Annotated in this window: 17 protein-coding genes; 13 read left to right on the forward strand and 4 right to left on the reverse strand. The window is 65.6% G+C overall.

Features of this window, described 5'->3' with window-relative positions:
* Nucleotides 1-98: 98 nt before the first annotated feature.
* Entirely contained in the window at nucleotides 99-893 is a 795-nt protein-coding gene (locus J2X09_RS15225) for a 5'-methylthioadenosine/adenosylhomocysteine nucleosidase (protein WP_374726510.1), read from the forward strand.
* Here J2X09_RS15225 and corA read toward each other — a convergent pair.
* Both corA and J2X09_RS15235 read right to left on the reverse strand, forming a co-directional pair.
* On the reverse strand, nucleotides 886-1,872 hold the full coding sequence (gene corA / locus J2X09_RS15230) for a magnesium/cobalt transporter CorA (protein WP_204734242.1): 987 nt from the start codon (nucleotides 1,870-1,872) through the stop codon (nucleotides 886-888). The two genes, J2X09_RS15225 and corA, sit on opposite strands and share 8 nt — an antisense overlap.
* 209 nt (nucleotides 1,873-2,081) lie before the next feature.
* A complete protein-coding gene (locus tag J2X09_RS15235) occupies nucleotides 2,082-3,356 on the reverse strand; it encodes a patatin-like phospholipase family protein (protein ID WP_310308688.1) in 1,275 nt (424 codons plus the stop codon).
* A gap of 215 nt (nucleotides 3,357-3,571) precedes the next feature.
* Here J2X09_RS15235 and hpf point away from each other — a divergent pair, with 215 nt between their 5' ends.
* From hpf to hprK, 3 genes are all read left to right on the forward strand, one after another.
* Complete coding sequence (hpf, locus tag J2X09_RS15240; RefSeq protein WP_204734243.1) at nucleotides 3,572-3,901, forward strand: ribosome hibernation-promoting factor, HPF/YfiA family; 330 nt, start codon at nucleotides 3,572-3,574, stop codon at nucleotides 3,899-3,901.
* A 144-nt stretch (nucleotides 3,902-4,045) separates the two neighbouring features.
* Nucleotides 4,046-4,516 (forward strand): PTS sugar transporter subunit IIA, encoded by a 471-nt coding sequence (locus J2X09_RS15245; protein ID WP_204734244.1) that lies wholly within the window; start codon nucleotides 4,046-4,048, stop codon nucleotides 4,514-4,516.
* Nucleotides 4,513-5,463 carry an HPr(Ser) kinase/phosphatase gene (gene hprK / locus J2X09_RS15250; RefSeq protein WP_204734245.1) on the forward strand — a complete coding sequence of 317 codons (951 nt, stop codon included), beginning with the start codon at nucleotides 4,513-4,515 and terminating at the stop codon, nucleotides 5,461-5,463. Before J2X09_RS15245 ends, hprK begins: the two co-directional genes overlap by 4 nt.
* Before the next feature lie 4 nt (nucleotides 5,464-5,467).
* Here hprK and fur read toward each other — a convergent pair whose 3' ends face one another.
* Nucleotides 5,468-5,911 (reverse strand): ferric iron uptake transcriptional regulator, encoded by a 444-nt coding sequence (gene fur / locus J2X09_RS15255; RefSeq protein ID WP_204734246.1) that lies wholly within the window; start codon nucleotides 5,909-5,911, stop codon nucleotides 5,468-5,470.
* A 187-nt stretch (nucleotides 5,912-6,098) separates the two neighbouring features.
* On the opposite strand from fur, the gene J2X09_RS15260 reads away from it, so the two are divergent.
* The 7 genes from J2X09_RS15260 (at nucleotide 6,099) to holA (ending at nucleotide 13,037) form a co-directional block, all read left to right on the forward strand.
* Entirely contained in the window at nucleotides 6,099-6,668 is a 570-nt protein-coding gene (locus tag J2X09_RS15260; protein ID WP_204734247.1) for an outer membrane protein assembly factor BamE, read from the forward strand.
* Nucleotides 6,665-7,483 carry a 4-hydroxy-tetrahydrodipicolinate reductase gene (dapB, locus tag J2X09_RS15265; protein WP_310308693.1) on the forward strand — a complete coding sequence of 273 codons (819 nt, stop codon included), beginning with the start codon at nucleotides 6,665-6,667 and terminating at the stop codon, nucleotides 7,481-7,483. Before J2X09_RS15260 ends, dapB begins: the two co-directional genes overlap by 4 nt.
* Before the next feature lie 14 nt (nucleotides 7,484-7,497).
* A complete protein-coding gene (locus J2X09_RS15270) occupies nucleotides 7,498-8,181 on the forward strand; it encodes a MotA/TolQ/ExbB proton channel family protein (RefSeq protein ID WP_204734248.1) in 684 nt (227 codons plus the stop codon).
* Complete coding sequence (locus J2X09_RS15275; RefSeq protein ID WP_204734249.1) at nucleotides 8,178-8,615, forward strand: ExbD/TolR family protein; 438 nt, start codon at nucleotides 8,178-8,180, stop codon at nucleotides 8,613-8,615. Before J2X09_RS15270 ends, J2X09_RS15275 begins: the two co-directional genes overlap by 4 nt.
* Nucleotides 8,616-8,726: 111 nt before the next feature.
* Entirely contained in the window at nucleotides 8,727-11,432 is a 2,706-nt protein-coding gene (gene leuS / locus J2X09_RS15280) for a leucine--tRNA ligase (protein WP_204734250.1), read from the forward strand.
* An 8-nt stretch (nucleotides 11,433-11,440) separates the two neighbouring features.
* Complete coding sequence (locus J2X09_RS15285) at nucleotides 11,441-11,968, forward strand: LPS-assembly lipoprotein LptE (RefSeq protein WP_204734251.1); 528 nt, start codon at nucleotides 11,441-11,443, stop codon at nucleotides 11,966-11,968.
* A gap of 16 nt (nucleotides 11,969-11,984) precedes the next feature.
* Nucleotides 11,985-13,037, forward strand: coding sequence for a DNA polymerase III subunit delta (gene holA, locus J2X09_RS15290; RefSeq protein WP_204734252.1), 1,053 nt, complete (start codon nucleotides 11,985-11,987; stop codon nucleotides 13,035-13,037).
* A gap of 134 nt (nucleotides 13,038-13,171) precedes the next feature.
* Here the strand turns inward: holA and J2X09_RS15295 are convergent, their stop codons facing one another.
* Nucleotides 13,172-14,152 (reverse strand): AraC-like ligand-binding domain-containing protein, encoded by a 981-nt coding sequence (locus J2X09_RS15295; RefSeq protein WP_310308695.1) that lies wholly within the window; start codon nucleotides 14,150-14,152, stop codon nucleotides 13,172-13,174.
* A 168-nt stretch (nucleotides 14,153-14,320) separates the two neighbouring features.
* Here J2X09_RS15295 and J2X09_RS15300 point away from each other — a divergent pair, with 168 nt between their 5' ends.
* On the forward strand, nucleotides 14,321-15,517 hold the full coding sequence (locus J2X09_RS15300; RefSeq protein WP_204734253.1) for an amino acid ABC transporter substrate-binding protein: 1,197 nt from the start codon (nucleotides 14,321-14,323) through the stop codon (nucleotides 15,515-15,517).
* A gap of 97 nt (nucleotides 15,518-15,614) precedes the next feature.
* Nucleotides 15,615-16,517, forward strand: coding sequence for a branched-chain amino acid ABC transporter permease (locus tag J2X09_RS15305; protein WP_204734254.1), 903 nt, complete (start codon nucleotides 15,615-15,617; stop codon nucleotides 16,515-16,517).

Raw genomic sequence — 16,517 nt, forward strand, 5'->3', positions numbered from 1 at the left:
GGCCGCCTTTTCTTTTGCCTGTCCCGGGGAGCCGCTTCTTGACCACCACCGCCATCGTCAGCGCCCTGCACGAAGAACTTGCTGCCGTGCTCGACCTCATGCCCGACGAACAACAGCAGCTCGTGGGCGGACGCAGCTTGTGGTGCGGACACCTGCACGGGCACGACGTGGTTGCGGTGCTCTCGGGCATTGGCAAGGTGGCTGCTGCCACCACCGCAACCGCCCTGATCGAGCGCTTCGGTGTGCGGCGCATCGTCTTCACCGGCGTGGCCGGTGGCCTCGCACCCGGTGTGCGCGTGGGCGATGTGGTGGTCGCCGGGCGTTTCCTGCAGCACGACATGGATGCCTCGCCCATCTTTCCGCGCCATGAGGTGCCGGGCTACGGTCGGTCAACCTTTGAAGCCGATGCCGATCTGACCGCGCGGCTCGGGCGAGCGAGCGAGCAGGTCGTGCAGATGCTCCCCGCGCAACTGGGCGCGGGCGTGTTGCAGGCCTTCGGCATGGACAAGCCGCGATGCCACCAGGGTCTGCTGATCAGCGGTGACCGTTTCGTCTCCACCACGGCCGAAAGCCAGGCCCTGCGCCAGGCGCTACCCGACGCGCTCGCGGTGGAGATGGAAGGCGCGGCCTTTGCCCAGGTCTGTCACGACTACGGCGTGCCCCTGGCCGTGGTGCGCACCATCTCCGACCGCGCCGACGACGACGCCCACGTCGACTTCCCGCGCTTCCTGCGCGAAGTAGCGAGCCGTTACAGTGCCGCGATCATCGAAACCCTGCTGCGAGAGAAGGGATCCGGGGCAGAATGCCGCGGATCCGGCTCCGCCGGTCTGCAGGCATTGCCCTCTTTAGGGGTTGATGGCCCGAGCATCGGGCCGGCGCGGGGGGCTATCTGAGCCAGCCGCGTTTGCGGAAGTACAGCATGGGCACGACGGCCGACAGCACCATCAGCGCGATCGCAAACGGGTAGCCGAAGTGCCAGTTCAGTTCGGGCATGAACTGGAAGTTCATCCCGTAGCTGCTGGCCACCAGCGTCGGAGGCAGCAGAGAGACGCTGGCCACCGAGAAGATCTTGATGATCTTGTTCTGGTTGATGTTGATGAAGCCGACCGTGGCGTCCATCAGGAAGTTGATCTTGTCGAACAGGAACGCGGTGTGGCCATCGAGCGAGTCCAGGTCGCGCAGGATCTGGCGCGCGTCCTCGAACTGCTCGGCGCTGAGCAGACGGCTTCGCATCATGAAACTCACCGCGCGGCGGGTGTCCATGAGGTTGCGGCGAATGCGGCCCGACATGTCCTCATGGCGGGCGATCGCTGACAGCGCTTCGCTCAGCAGATCGTCCGAGGCATTGCTGTTGAGCACCTTCTTGCTGACTTCCTCGATCTCGTCATAGATGTCCTCCAGCGTGTCGGCGCAGTACTCGGCGTCGGCGTCGAACAGCATCAGCAGCACGTCCTTGGCATCCTCGATCAGGCCTGGCATGCGCCGCGCACGCATGCGCAGCAGCCGGAACACTGGCACGTCCTCGTCGTGGATGGAGAACAGCACGCCCTGGCTCTTGAGCGTGTCGTTGTGCTCGTTGAGGATGAAGGCCACACGCACCGCGCGCGGGTCTTCATCGTCATCGATCAGGAAGTCCGAACGCACATGCAGTTCGCCGTTGTCCTCCTCGAAGAACCGAGCCGATTCCTCGATGTCCTCGTCCATCGCGTCTTCGGGAATCGAGAGACCGAAATGCTGCTTGACCCAGCGGCGTTCTTCGGGGGTCGGGTCCTCCAGGTCGACCCAGATCGGCTTGAACCGCGCCAGCTCTTCGAGCGACTCGATTTCTTCCTGGAACAGGCGGCCATTGGCCAGGGTGAATACGTTGAGCATGACGGCGCTCCCGGCGATTTTGTGCTGTCTGGCAAAGGGGCGAGGCCGCGTGACGGGCCTCGGGGGCGGTTCGGGGTGCTGCTTTCAGCCGGCCGTCCGCCTGACCCAAAGCCACCAGGGGGCGGCACTCAGACGGTTGCGGGGATGGCTGAAAGCACACAACTGGGGGGTGTGCTTTCCATGTGTCTCTCCGTGTGTGAATGGAGGAATTATGGCACCGCAGCACCGGGCTCGACCGTGCTGGATGCGGCAAAAAAGCGCGTCAGTTCCGCCTTTCGCCGCCAGGCATCGTGTTCACCCAGCTCGATGAGTGCGTTCACGAACCCGGGCTCGAACAGCAGGTAGCTGGCCAGGGCGGCGGCACTGCCTGCCGCACCGCGGCGGGTGTCGAGTGCGCCCAGGCCGGCCAGCGTGTTGCGCGTGGGTGCCGGCAACTCGCGGATGTGCTTGCTCGCGAGCTCGTCCAGCGAAAAGCTGGGCTGGATCGCCAGGACCTGTACCGGCCGGTACGGCAGCGCGGCTGCAAGCCCCGGGGGGAGCCGCGCCAGCGTCTGGCTGACCCGCTGGGTCTGCTCCACATCGGCCTGGAGCGTGTCGTGGAAAACGCTCGCCATGGCGTGGCCTGCGATCGTGCCCGCCGTGGGCTCTTCCCCGACACGCGTTGCCATGCCCGCGCGCTGGGGCTGTCCGACCCCGATCACCAGTATGCGCCGCGCGCCGAACTGGATGGCGGGAGACAGCGGCGAGAGCTGGCGCATTGAGCCGTCGCCAAAATGCTCCTTGTGCCCATCCACCCACAGTGGCACAGCAGGGAAGAGGAAGGGAATGGCGCTGGAGGCCATCAGGTGCTCGATGGTGATGGGCTGGAACTCCGAGCGACGCCCCGGGCGGTGCCAGGGCTGTATCGGGTGGTCCTGGCGGGTCTGGCAGAACGTCCAGTGTTCGCCGCTGGAATAGCTGGAGGCCGTGACGCCCAGCACGTGGATCAACCGCTGGTTGAGCGCCTTTTCCAGGCTCTGCAGATCGATTGCACGGTGCAACGTGTCCACCAGCGGCAGCGTGTCGAGCAGTGCACGGTGGCGACGCACCTGGCGTGCCAGCGTGAGGCCGGCCACGACGCGGTTCGCCCGCACCCAGCCGGGCGCTTCCAGCCGGTACACGCGCTCCGAGCGCAGGCCGCTCCAGAAGGTGGCGAGTTGGGAGAGCGCGGGCAGGCCTTGCGTGGCAATGCTGCCCAGGTAGCTGGCGTTGAGCGCGCCCGCCGAGGTGCCGAAGAGCCATTGGAACGGAAACGCCGGCACGCCTGACCCTGGCCGGGCGGCCTCGGCAAGGATGGCGCCCACCGCCTTCAGGACGCCCACCTGATAGGCGGTCCGTGCGCCTCCGCCCATGAGCACCAGCGCGCAGTCGGTGTCGGCGTATTCGGGTGGTTTGGGCAGCAGCGTGTTGTGCGTGATCAGCGTGTCGAGCGACAAGGTGGACATCCCTTCGGGCTTCGCAAAATCATGACACAAGCCCTTGCGCTTTTTTGCATTCGTGCTTTCTGCGGGGCCGTTGGTACCTTTTCCCTGATTTCCTGCGCGGGCGGGCTTGCGCGGGGTGGGATTCATGGGCATAGTGGCCTCAAGACATCCCCGTGGCCGTCGGGGGTCTTGCCACCGGCGGCTTGTGTCAACCCGGAGCAAATGGAGGCTCATCTATGAACCTGACGATCAGCGGTCACCACCTCGAGGTCACCCCCGCACTGCGCGGTTACGTCACCACCAAACTGGAACGCATCTCCCGGCATTTCGACCAGGTGGTCGACATCAAGGTGCTGCTCACGGTGGACAACCTCAAAGAGAAAGACCTGCGACAAAAGGCCGAATGCAACGTCCACGTCAAGGGGCGTGATCTGTTTGCCGAAAGTGCGCATGCAGACCTCTACGCCGCCGTGGACGAACTGGCCGACAAGCTCGACCGTCAGGTGCTTCGCTACAAGGACAAGACACAAGACCATCATCACGGTACGGTCAAACGATTGATGTGATCGATCTCACGATCCCCCGGCCGCCCGGGGCGTGAAGAATGTTGCATTGCAGCAAGCCGCTTGTTCTGTCAAGCGGCTTTTTTGTTTTCTCGCTCTAGCCAAGGGACACCAACTCGGCATAATTTGCGGTCCGAAAGGGCCCACATGAACCGACTTTCCGCCATATTGCCCGCCGTCCAGGTGCTGGTTGGCGTTGACGCCACCAGCAAGAAACGCGCATTCGAAGAGGCAGGCCTGCTGTTCGAGACCGAGCACGGACTCAACCGTGCGCTGATCACCGACAGCCTCTTTGCCCGTGAACGCCTGGGATCCACCGGGCTGGGCCACGGTGTGGCGATTCCCCATGGTCGTATCAAGGGTCTCAAGCAGCCGCTCGCTGCGGTGTTCCAGCTCGGCAGCCCCATCGGCTTTGACGCACCCGACGAACAACCCGTGCAGTTCATGATCTTCCTGCTCGTGCCTGAAGTGGCCACGCAGAAGCATCTGGAGATCCTGTCCGAGATCGCCGAAATGCTGAGTGACAGCGCCCTGCGCGAGCAGATGAAGACCTCCAGCAGCGCTGCCGATCTGCACAAGCTCATCACGTCCTGGCAGTCGGCGCACGCCGCTGCATGAAACCCACCGTCGTCAGCGCTGACGTCCTCTTCGAGGACCATCGTGACGCCCTGAAATGGCAGTGGATCGCCGGCCTGGGCGCTTCCGAACGCCGTTTTGACGAAGTGGCCATCCGCGCCGCCCGATCTGGCGCCGATCTGGTCGGGTACCTCAACTACATCCATCCCTACCGCGTGCAGGTGTTCGGCGAGCGCGAGGTCGCTTACCTCACCAGCCCCAGCGAAGAGGACAATCGGCGCCGGGTGGCACGCATCGTCACCCTTGAGCCGCCGGTTCTGGTGGTGGCCGATGGCCAGACGGCGCCCGACGCACTCACCGCCATGTGCGAGCGGGCGCAGATTCCGATGTTCTCCACCCAGGAGTCGGCGGCCTTCGTCATCGATGTGCTGCGCGCCTACCTCTCGCGCCATTTCGCCGATCGCTCGTCCATGCATGGCGTGTTCATGGACATCCTGGGCATGGGCGTGCTGATCACCGGGGAGTCCGGCCTCGGCAAGAGCGAGCTCGGCCTGGAGCTCATTTCACGCGGCCATGGCCTCGTGGCCGATGACGCGGTGGATCTCTACCGCATCAACCAGACCAGCATCGAAGGCCGCTGTCCTGAACTGTTGCAGAACCTGCTGGAAGTGCGAGGTATCGGCCTGCTCGACATCAAGGCCATCTTTGGCGAGACCGCTGTGCGCCGCAAGATGCGGCTGTCGCTCATCGTGCACCTGGTGCGCCGTGAAACGATGGAGCGCGATTACGAGCGCATGCCGCATGAGCCCCTTTTCCAGGACGTGCTGGGCGTGCCTGTTCGCAAGGCGGTGATCCAGGTGGTGGCGGGGCGCAACATCGCCGTGCTGGTGGAGGCGGCTGTGCGCAACACCATCCTGCAATTGCGCGGGATCGATACCTACCAGGAGTTCGTTTCACGCCACCGCGCGGCGATGTCGCGCGGGGAGTAGCGGATCAGGTCGAGCGGTGCACGTTGCCCCGGTGCGGGCATTCGGACTTGCTGCAGTTCGCGTAGAGCGACAGCGCGTGTTCCTGGAGCACGAATCCGCGCGTTTTGGCGACCATCTGCTGGCGCTTTTCGATCTCGGCGTCGAAGAACTCCTCGACGCGGCCGCAGTCCAGGCACACCAGGTGGTCATGATGCTGGCCTTCATTCAGCTCAAACACCGACTTGCCCGATTCGAAGTTGCTGCGCGTGAGCAGGCCAGCCTGTTCGAACTGCATCAGCACACGGTACACCGTGGCCAGGCCAATGTCGGAGCGCTCCTCGAGCAGCACACGGAAGACGTCTTCGGCCGTCATGTGCCGCTGCTTGGCGTTCTGGAACACCTCCAGGATCTTCAGTCGGGGCAGGGTCGCCTTGAGCCCCGTGCTCTTGAGTTCTTCAATGTTGGTCATGGCTGGCTGGTGCAAGGGGTTGAAACAGGCGCTGGCTCGCGCGACCATCATGGTCAGCCTCGGGGGCGGCCGTACCTTCGGCAGGGGACCCCGGGGCTACAATGACCGGATCATATCGCCAGCGTCCGCCGTCTGCAGCATTTCCCCCGGTATTGCACGCAGCGTTCCGTCCCCAGGGTCAGCCCACATGCATTTCCTCTCCGTCCATCGCGCCCGTCCCTCGCAGCCGTTCCGGCCTCCCGTGTACCTGCTCTGTGCCTTGCTGGCGCTGGCCGCGCTGTCGGCGTGCTCCAGCATCAGCAACCGCGTGCCGACGATCATCACGCCCTACAAGATCGACATCGTGCAGGGCAACGTGGTCACGCGTGAGCAGGTGCAGGCGCTCAAGACAGGCATGTCCAAGGGCGAGGTGCGCGACATCCTCGGCTCGCCGCTGCTGGCCAGCGTGTTCCATGCGGACCGCTGGGACTACGTGTTCACTTTCCGTCGCCAGGGCCAGGAGCCGCAGCAGCGCAAGCTGGCTGTGTTCTTCAAGGGCGACGAGCTCGCGCGCTTCGAAGGCGATGAACTGCCCAGCGAGCAGGAGTTCGTGGCTTCGCTCGATGTGCGGCGCAAGTTCGGCAAGGTGCCGCCGCTGGAGGCGACCGATGCCCAGCTGAAAGCGTTCCAGGAGAAGAACACCCCGCTGGCACCCGAGCCAACGCCACCCGCCCCGTCACCCGACACCTCCTACCCGCCGCTGGAGAGCACGCGTTGAGCGCCGCGCACGCACCCTTGCGCGTCTGTGTGGCCGGTGCCAGCGGTCGCATGGGCCAGATGCTGGTGGAGGCCGTGCGCGACAGCGGCGACTGTGTGCTGTCGGGTGCGCTCGACATCACCAGCAGCCCCGCCATCGGCCAGGACGCCGCAGGTTTCTCGGGTCAAGTCAGTGGCGTGAAGATCTCGGCCGATCTGGCCACGGGCCTGTCGGCCAGCCGGTTCCTGATCGACTTCACCCGGCCGGAAGGCACCATGGCGCACCTGCGCGAATGCGCGAAACATGGCGTGGCCGTGGTCATCGGTACCACAGGGTTCTCCGACGAGCAGAAAGTGGAAATCGCCGGTATCGCGAAGCAGATTCCCATCGTCATGGCGCCGAACATGAGTGTGGGTGTCAACGTCACGCTCAAGCTGCTGCAGATGGCGGCCAAGGCCATGGCGACCGGCTACGACATCGAGATCATCGAGGCACATCACCGCCACAAGGTGGACGCGCCCAGCGGTACCGCCCTGAAGATGGGCGAAGTGATCGCCGATGCGCTGGGCCGCGACCTCAAGGAGTGCGCGGTCTACGCGCGCGAAGGCGTGACCGGCGAGCGTGATCCGTCGTCTATCGGTTTCGCCACCATCCGCGGCGGCGATATCGTGGGTGACCACACGGTGCTGTTCGCGGGAACCGGCGAGCGCATCGAGATCACCCACAAGTCCAGCAGCCGTGCCACCTATGCCCAGGGTAGCCTGCGCGCGGTGCGCTTCCTGGCCGGCAAGCCGGCTGGCCTGTACGACATGTTCGACGTGCTCGGCCTGCGCTGAGCCTGAGCCTTCACATGGACACCGCGAGCGTATCGGTGGGCCTGTTCCAGACCCTGGCGCAGGCCGATGCGCTGGGCCGTGGTGTGGCCCTGCTGCTGCTGGCCATGTCGGTGTCCAGCTGGGTGGTGATTCTCTGGAAAATCTGGCTGTTGCGCCGTGCCGCTGCCGATCTGGGTCTGAGCACGACCGCCTTCTGGCAGGCCAGCGACCTCGACGATGCACAGGCCCGGCTGCAACGTTTCGACCCACGAGAGATCGTGCTGCCCCTTCTGCAGGCCGCGCGCAGCCTGGACGCTGCCGCACCCCACACCCTCGCTGCCGCTGGTGACCGCTCGCAGCAGCTCACCCGTGTGCTGCGCGATGCCTTGCACCGGGTGCTGCACCGCCTCCAGTTCGGCCAGGTGTTGCTGGCCACCGTCGGCTCCACCGCGCCTTTCGTGGGGCTGCTGGGCACGGTCTGGGGCATCTACCACGCGCTCACCGGCATCGGGCTGGACGGGCCATTCCGCATCGAGCAGGTCTCAGGCCCGGTGGGCGAGGCGCTGGTGATGACCGCCGCTGGCCTGGCCGTGGCCATCCCCGCCGTGCTGGCCTACAACGTGCTGGGCCGCCAGATCGCGCGCATCGAGGCCGACCTCGAAGGCTTCGCCCGCGACCTGCGCGAACTGCTCGGCCATCCGCAGGAACCGGCCCCGTGAGCTTCGGCCGGCTGGAACGACCCAAGGGCGACCGGCCCATGAGCGACATCAACGTCACGCCGCTGGTGGACGTGATGCTGGTGTTGCTGGTGATCTTCATCATCGCGGCACCGCTCATGGCCGGCCGGCTCGCGCTGGAGCTACCGCGCGCCGAACTGTCCACCGCACCGCAAGCGGCCGAGTCCTTTGTCACCGTTGCCCTGGATGCCCAGGGCCGCTTGCACTGGAACGACCAGCCGCTGACCGAGGAGGCGCTGCGCGAACGCCTGCGGGTGGCCGCACAACGCGATCCCGCCACCGAGTTGCAGCTGCGCGCCGATGCCGCCGTGCCGTATGGTCGCGTGGTACAGCTGATCGGCATGGCGCAGTCCGCGGGTCTCGCGCGCATCGGCTTCGTGGCCGATGCGGCCCCGCCGCCAGCTCCCGCACGCTGAATGTCAGGGCGCGGGGCTGCGGATCGGTCCAAGGCCTAAAATCCCGCAACCCCTGCGCCGCCGCGCGCCTTCCCCCTTTCTCACCGTCCCGGCTGGTCCGGACCCTGGTTCATGCAAGACAAATACGCCCACAAGGAAGTCGAGCGCGCCGCGCACGCCCACTGGAACGCCATTGACGCCTACCGTGTGACCGAGGTCGAGGGCAAGCAGAAGTTCTATGCCTGCTCGATGCTGCCCTATCCCAGCGGCAAGCTGCACATGGGCCATGTGCGCAACTACACCATCAACGACATGCTGGCGCGCCACCTGCGCATGAAGGGGCACAACGTGCTCATGCCCATGGGCTGGGATGCGTTCGGCCTGCCGGCCGAGAACGCGGCGCTCAAGAACGGCGTGCCGCCCGCGAAGTGGACCTACGAGAACATCGCGTACATGAAGCAGCAGATGCAGGCCATGGGCCTGGCCATCGACTGGTCGCGCGAAGTGGCCACCTGCGACCCGAGCTACTACAAGTGGAACCAGTGGCTGTTCCTGCGCATGCTGCAGAAAGGCATCGCCTACCGCAAGACGCAGGTCGTGAACTGGGACCCGGTGGACCAGACCGTGCTGGCCAACGAACAGGTGATCGACGGCAAGGGCTGGCGCACCGGCGCGGTGGTCGAGAAGCGCGAGATTCCGGGCTACTACCTCAACATCACCGCGTACGCCGACGAGCTGCTCGACCATGTGCAGATCGGCAACCCCAGGGCCACGCTCAATGGATGGCCTGACAAGGTGAGGCTGATGCAGGAGAACTGGATCGGCAAGAGTGAAGGGGTGCGCTTTGCATTCCCGCACACCATCCAGGACAGCGCAGGTGAACCCATCAGCGGCGGCCGCATGTACGTCTTCACCACGCGCGCCGACACCATCATGGGTGTGACCTTCTGCGCCGTGGCACCCGAACACCCCCTGGCCGCGCACGCCGCTGCCACGAACAAGGCGCTGGCCGCGTTCATCGAGGAGTGCAAGACCGGTGGCACCACCGAAGCCGAACTCGCCACCCAGGAAAAGAAGGGCATGGCCACCGGCCTGACCGTCACGCACCCCCTCACGGGCATGGAGGTGGACGTGTGGGTGGGCAACTACGTGTTGATGAGCTACGGCGATGGCGCGGTGATGGGCGTGCCCGCGCACGACGAGCGCGACTTCGCGTTCGCGAAGAAGTACGGCCTGAAGATCCAGCCTGTGATCGCTCCCAACCCGGCGCTGGTGTCGGCCGAGGAAGCCTGCCAGTTCAGCGACGAAGCCTGGCAGGACTGGTATGGCGACAAGCAACACGGTGTTTGCGTCAACTCCGGTGTGCTCGACGGGCTCACGTACAAGGAAGCCGTGGACAAGGTCGCCACGCTGCTGGCGGGCAAGGGCATGGGCGAGAAGAAGACCACCTTCCGCCTGCGCGACTGGGGCGTGAGCCGCCAGCGCTACTGGGGTACACCCATCCCCATCATCCATTGCGCCGAACACGGTGCCGTGCCGGTGCCCGAGCAGGACCTGCCGGTGGTGCTGCCCCAGGACTGCATTCCCGACGGGTCGGGCAATCCGCTGCACAAGCACGAAGGTTTCCACGCCGGCGTGGTGTGCCCGGTGTGCGGCAAACCGGCGCGCCGCGAGACCGACACCATGGACACCTTCGTGGACTCGTCCTGGTATTTCATGCGCTACTGCGATCCCACCAACAACGAACAGATGGTGGCTGGCGGAGCGGATTACTGGATGCCGATGGACCAGTACATCGGTGGCATCGAGCACGCGATCCTGCACCTGCTGTACGCGCGCTTCTGGACCAAGGTGATGCGCGACCTCGGCCTGATCAAGGTCGATGAGCCCTTCACGCATCTGCTCACACAGGGCATGGTGCTCAACCATATCTACAGCCGCCGCACCGCCAAGGGCGGCAAGGACTATTTCTGGCCGCACGATGTGGAGCACGTGCTCGACGACGCCGGCAAGATCGTCGGCGCGAAGCTGAAGAACCCGGCGCCAAGCGGCGATGGCCTGCTGCCCGTGGGCACGCCGATCGACTACGAAGGCGTGGGCACGATGTCCAAGTCGAAGAACAACGGCGTCGATCCGCAGGACCTGATCGAGAAATACGGTGCCGACACCGCGCGTCTGTACACCATGTTCACCGCGCCCCCCGAGGCCACGCTGGAGTGGAACGACGCGGCGGTGGAGGGCAGCTACCGCTTCCTGCGCCGCGTGTGGGCGTTCGGTGTGAAGCTGTCGGCACTGGGCGGGCTCGGTGCACTCTCGGCCAGCGTGTCCACACAGCCGTTGTCCAAGGCGGCCAGGGCGCTGCGGCTGGAGATCCACACCGTGCTCAAGCAGGTGGACTACGACTACCAGCGCATGCAATACAACACCGTGGTTTCCGGTGCGATGAAGATGCTCAACGCGCTCGAAGACTTCAAGGGCGACGGCTCTGCCGGCGACAACGCCGCGCTGGCCGAAGGTTTCGGCATTCTGTTGCGCGGGCTGTACCCGGCCACGCCGCATATTGCGCACACACTCTGGAGTGAGCTTGGCTACGCTGGCGAGCTGCTGGACGCCGCCTGGCCGGTTGCCGACGAGGCAGCGCTGCAGCGCGACGAGATCGAGCTCGTGCTGCAGATCAACGGCAAGCTGCGTGGCAGTGTCACCGTGCCAGCGGGGGCCGACAAGGCCGCCATAGAGGTGGCGGCTCTGGCCAGTGAGGCCTTCGTCAAACAGGCCGCGGGCGCGGCGCCCAAGAAGGTGGTGGTCGTGCCCGGCCGCCTGGTCAACGTCGTCATCTGAGGCCGCACATGCAAGCCAACGCTCCTCTGCCTTCTCTCGCGGCGCGGCGCCGTGCGTTGCAGCAACTGGCGGCCGGGGCCGCGGTGCTGGGGCTCTCCGGTTGCGGTTTCGCGCTGCGCAAGGCGCCCACGTTCGCGTTCAAGACCATTCGCCTGGTGGGCAGCACCGGCACACCGGTGGCATCTGAACTGCGCGCGACCCTGGCCGTCAACGGCTTGCAGGTGGTGAGCGGTGCCACGCCCGCCGACGTGGTGCTCACAGTGGCTACAGATCAGCGCGAACGCATTGCCGTTGGACAGACCGCAGCCGGTCAGGTGCGCGAGCTGCAGCTGCGCACGCGTTTCGTGTTCTTTTTGCGTACCTCGACCGACAAGGATCTGATCGAGAATGTCGAACTTCTGGTGGAGCGCGACCTGAGCTTCACTGAAACGGCGGTGCTGTCAAAGGCCGCAGAAGAAGAGCTGTTGTACCGCGACATGGTCTCCGACATCGTCCAGCAGGTATTGCGCCGTCTCGCGGCGGTGAAGTCCCTCTGACGCCGGCACGCCCCCGATGCAGATCGCCGCACCGCAACTTTCTGCCCAGCTGCAACGCGGCCTGAGGAGCCTGTACACCCTGCATGGCGACGAGCCGCTGCTGGTGCAGGAAGCCGCCGACGCCATCCGCGCGGCTGCGCGCGAGCAGGGGTATACCGAACGCACGGTGCACACCGTGGCCGGAGCCCACTTCGACTGGAGCGAGGTGCTGGCCAGCGGAGGGTCGATGAGCCTGTTCGCGGACAAGCAGCTGATCGAGATCCGCATTCCTTCCGGCAAGCCTGGCAAGGACGGTTCGCAGGTGTTGCAGCAGATCGCGGAGGCCGCGCAGGGCAACGACGGCACGCTCACGCTGGTGCTGCTGCCACGCCTGGATGCCGCCACGCAGAAGGGGGCCTGGTTCGCGGCGCTGGAGAGTTTCGGCGCCACGGTGAAGCTGGACCCGGTGGACCGCAAGGCCTTGCCGCAATGGATCGCGCAACGCCTGCAGCTGCAGGGTCAGCGCGTGGTGGCGGGTGAGGAGGGGCAGCGCACGTTGCAGTTCTTTGCGGATCGGGTGGAGGGCAACCTCTTGGCCGCGCACCAGGAGATCCAGAAACTGGCGTTGCTGCACCCGGCGGGCGAACTGTCTTTTGCGCAGGTGGAGGCGGCGGTGCTGAATGTGGCGCGCTACGACGCGTTCAAACTGGCCGAGGCGGTGCTGGGAGGTCAGGTACAGCGTGTGCAGCGCATGCTCGATGGCTTGCAGGCCGAGGGCGAGGCACCGGTGCTGGTGCACTGGGCGTTGTCGGAAGACATCCGCACCTTGCACCGCATTCGCACGGCCATGGACGCGGGTCGTCCATTGCCGATGGCCTTGCGCGAGAACCGGGTGTGGGGCGTGAAGGAGAAGCTCATGGAACGGGCGCTGCCCCTGCTCAACATGGCCACGCTGTCGCGCTGGCTGGAGGATGCGCACACGGTGGATGGCATCGTGAAGGGCCTGAAAGCGCCCAACTGGCCGGCCGATCCCTGGCAGGCATTGCAGCAGATGGCCATGAAGGTTTCTTTGGCCTGTTCTTTGCGTTGACTTGGGGCTCCTCGCCACGGGGTTTGGCGAGGTCGTGTGGTCCGGTCAATCCAGGCGCCCGCGATAAAGACCGGAGCAGGCGGGCACCGCCACTGGCCTGCCGCGGGGTCTTCACCCGAACCCGCAACGAAAAGCTAGGCAGCGGCCCCGGAAGAAGCCCGCAACGCCGATTCCCGGAAATCGCTCGGCGACTGTCCCGTGTGCTCACGGAACACGCGGCTGAAATGCGCACCGTTGTTGAAGCCCCAGGAAAACGCAATCTCCGTGATCGTGCGGTGCGCGCGTGCCGGGTGTGCCAGCTCCCGCATGCAGGCCTGGATGCGCTGGCGCTGGATGTAGTGCGCCAGCGTGTCGTCCTCTGCGCTGAACGCCTTGTGCAGGTGCCGCTTGCTGCAGTTGAGCGCCTGCGCGATGTGGTCCAGCGTGAGCGCCGGGTCGCGCAGGTGCTGGCCGATGTGTTCGCGGATACGGTCGCGAAAGGCCTCCAGCTGCGTGGTGCCGTTCTCGCGGCCCGCCAGCTCCTGCAATGACAGCCGCACCAGCTCCACGATGAGTTCGCCTGCACCGCGCGCCGCGTTTTCGCTCATGCCGGGCAGCTCCTGGTAGGTCGTGCGCATCGTCTCCAGCGCCACGCGCGCAATGCCACTGACCCCGCCCACGTGCCGCGCCATCAGCGGCTCCAGGCGCAGGCCACGCTCGGTCAATTGCTCCTTGGGCAGCATCACGATCAGGTGCTCCACCCGTTCCGGGTTCGCGATCTCGTAGCTGCCCGTGGTGTCGTAGATCGCCCAGCCGCCGGGTCGCACCCAGGCCTCGCGGTTGTGCTGCTGCACACCCGCGCTGCCGCGCCAGGGTGCCACGATCTTCAGGTATGCGCGCTCGCTGCCACGCGCCAGTTGCGTGCTGCGCAGCACCCGGTGGCGGTTGGCTTCCAGCTTGGTCAGCACCACATCGCCCGCGTGCGAGGCGTGCATGTGGCCGTCGAAGCCGGTGTCGCCGTAGAGGTCCGAGTCCAGGCCGCCAAAGTGCGTCCACACCCAGTCGCGCCAGATGGCCGCGCGCTCACCAGGTGCGACGGCATCGGTGGTCATGGTGGATGGCGAGGTGGAGCCCATGCCGGAAATTATCGGGTGCGACCCCGGCGCATGCATCGCCTGGGGTCAAGGGTTAACCCGCATGGGTGTGCACATTCCGACAAGCAGCAAGTGCACCGACAGCACAGCGCCGCGCCCGGGTTCTGCCTACGATGCGGGCTGGTCCACCACAACTCCAGGAGACACACCATGGCCCATCCCAATCGACGTCTGGTCATCCAAAGCGCCGCCGCCACGGTGGGCGCCATGTCCTTCGCGCCCCAGCTGCTCGCCCAGTCAGCGCCCGTGCGCATCGGCTACTCCATGTCGCGCACCGGCCCCTGGACGGGTGGTGCGCAGGTGAGCCAGGAGCCGAACTACCTGCTGTGGGCCGAACAGCAGAACGCCGCGGGTGGCCTCGACGTGAAGGGTGTGCGCCGCAAGATCGAACTCATCAGCAGCGACGACCGCAGCGACATGGAAACCGTGGTACGCACCTACGAAAAACTCATGGGCAGCGACAAGGTCGACCTGGTGCTGCCACCCTGGGGTAGCAACGCCAACTTCGCCGTGGCCCCGCTGGCCAACCGCATGGGCTACCCCTTCCTGGCGCCCACCGCACTCTCGCGCCGCCTGGCCGAGATGAAGCTGCCCTACTTCTTCCTGCTGCTGCAGCAACCCAAGCCCATGTGCGACGCGCTGGTGGAGATGTTCAAGGCCAACGGCGTGAAGACCGTGGCCGTCGTGTACGTGGACGACCTGTTCGGCCTGGAAAACTACGCCGCCTTCAAGGTAGCGCTGCAGGGCACCGGCATCACCATGGTGGAAGACAAGAGCTACCCCGGCGGCGTGAAAGACCTCTCGCCCGTGCTGCGCTCCATGAAGGACAGGAACCCCGATGCCTTCGTCGGTTTCACCTACCCGCCTGACACCATCCTCGCCAGCCGCCAGGCCAAGGAAATCGGCTTCAACCCCAAGTTCTTCTACGCCTCCGTCGGCACCGCCTTCCCGCTCTACAAGAACGTGATGACACCCGCCGGCGCCGAAGGTGTGCTGGGCATGGGCTCGTGGAACGGCAAGACCAGCCCGGGTGCCAAGGCCTACTTCGATGCCCACGTTGCCAGCCAGAAGAAGGAACCCGACCGCTGGGCCAGCGGCGCCTGCTGGGCCGGGCTGGAAATCCTCACCAACGCGGTGAAGGCCCAGGGCCTGGACCGCAAGGCCATCCGCGACTACGTGGCCAACAACACGCACAAGACCATCATCGGCGACATCAAGTTCAGCGGCAGCGAGAACGTGGGCACGCCGGGCACCGTGGGCCAGTGGCAGAACGGTGAGTTCGAAGTGGTGTGGCCGCAGAAGGTCGCCACCGCGAAGCTGAACCCCAGCAAGCCTGCGTGGAAGTAGAGCTCCTTCCGCGCCGCACTTGGGGCGCGTCACCACGTCCGCGGCCCGGCGAAGCCGGTGCCGCGACGTTCTGGATCCCGATACTTCTCTCCTTCGTATGTCCTTCTCCGCCTGGCTGGAACTCATCGCCTCTGGTCTCATCACCGGGGGCATCTATGCGCTGGTCGCGCTCGGGTTGAACCTGCAGTACGGGCTGATGCGCATCCTCAACATTGCGCACGGCGAGTTCCTGATGGTGGGGGCTTTCCTCACCTGGATGGTGCAGACCTCGTTCGGCCTGTCGCCGCTGCTGATGATCCCGGTGTCGTTCGGCCTGCTGTTCGCCATGGGCGTGGCGGTGCACTGGCTGTGCTTCCGCCGGCTCACCGCGACCTCGCCCAACCTGGACATCTTCGAGGCGCGTGGCCTCATGGTCGCCTTCGGTCTGATGTTCCTGGTGCAGAACTTCATCTCCTACGTGTGGGGCGGTGACCTGCGCGGCTACGACTACCTCACGCAACCGCTGTCGATCCCGCTGCCCGGTGGCAACGCACAGTTCGCGGTCAACAAGCTGGTGGTGTTCGCGCTCGCACTGCTGTTTTCGGGCGCGCTCATCCTGCTGTTGCGCACCACGCTGCTGGGCAAAGGTGTGCGTGCGCTCATGCAATCGCCCACGGGGGCGCAGCTCATGGGCATCAACACCAGGCGGCTGCACCCGCTCATGTTCGGCATCGGCCTGGGCCTCTCGGGCGTCGCGGGCTGCCTGCTTTCCATGGCATACACCATCAGCCCGTCCATGGGTGAGCCCTACACCGTCACCGCACTCATCGTCATCACGCTCGGCGGCTTCGGCAGCATGGGTGGTGCGCTGGCCGGTGGCCTGTTGCTGGGCGTGATCGAAGCCCTGGGCATGCACTTCACCAACCCCTCGCTGAAGGCACTGTTGAGCTACGTCGTGTTCATCGGCGTGCTGCTGTTGCGGCCCGAAGGCCTGTTCGCCAGAAAAACAAGAAAAGCCTGA

The sequence above is a fragment of the Hydrogenophaga laconesensis genome, assembly GCF_031457235.1.
GTDB lineage: Bacteria > Pseudomonadota > Gammaproteobacteria > Burkholderiales > Burkholderiaceae_C > Hydrogenophaga > Hydrogenophaga laconesensis.

Bases quoted from the DNA above. Each gene is read 5' to 3' on its own strand.
- J2X09_RS15225 (WP_374726510.1), top strand. From the start codon at position 99: ATGCCCGACGAACAACAGCAGCTCGTGGGCGGACGCAGCTTGTGGTGC.
- corA (WP_204734242.1), bottom strand. From the start codon at position 1,872: ATGCTCAACGTATTCACCCTGGCCAATGGCCGCCTGTTCCAGGAAGAA.
- J2X09_RS15235 (WP_310308688.1), bottom strand. From the start codon at position 3,356: ATGTCCACCTTGTCGCTCGACACGCTGATCACGCACAACACGCTGCTG.
- hpf (WP_204734243.1), top strand. From the start codon at position 3,572: ATGAACCTGACGATCAGCGGTCACCACCTCGAGGTCACCCCCGCACTG.
- J2X09_RS15245 (WP_204734244.1), top strand. From the start codon at position 4,046: ATGAACCGACTTTCCGCCATATTGCCCGCCGTCCAGGTGCTGGTTGGC.
- hprK (WP_204734245.1), top strand. From the start codon at position 4,513: ATGAAACCCACCGTCGTCAGCGCTGACGTCCTCTTCGAGGACCATCGT.
- fur (WP_204734246.1), bottom strand. From the start codon at position 5,911: ATGACCAACATTGAAGAACTCAAGAGCACGGGGCTCAAGGCGACCCTG.
- J2X09_RS15260 (WP_204734247.1), top strand. From the start codon at position 6,099: ATGCATTTCCTCTCCGTCCATCGCGCCCGTCCCTCGCAGCCGTTCCGG.
- J2X09_RS15270 (WP_204734248.1), top strand. From the start codon at position 7,498: ATGGACACCGCGAGCGTATCGGTGGGCCTGTTCCAGACCCTGGCGCAG.
- leuS (WP_204734250.1), top strand. From the start codon at position 8,727: ATGCAAGACAAATACGCCCACAAGGAAGTCGAGCGCGCCGCGCACGCC.
- J2X09_RS15285 (WP_204734251.1), top strand. From the start codon at position 11,441: ATGCAAGCCAACGCTCCTCTGCCTTCTCTCGCGGCGCGGCGCCGTGCG.
- holA (WP_204734252.1), top strand. From the start codon at position 11,985: ATGCAGATCGCCGCACCGCAACTTTCTGCCCAGCTGCAACGCGGCCTG.
- J2X09_RS15295 (WP_310308695.1), bottom strand. From the start codon at position 14,152: ATGGGCTCCACCTCGCCATCCACCATGACCACCGATGCCGTCGCACCT.
- J2X09_RS15300 (WP_204734253.1), top strand. From the start codon at position 14,321: ATGGCCCATCCCAATCGACGTCTGGTCATCCAAAGCGCCGCCGCCACG.
- J2X09_RS15305 (WP_204734254.1), top strand. From the start codon at position 15,615: ATGTCCTTCTCCGCCTGGCTGGAACTCATCGCCTCTGGTCTCATCACC.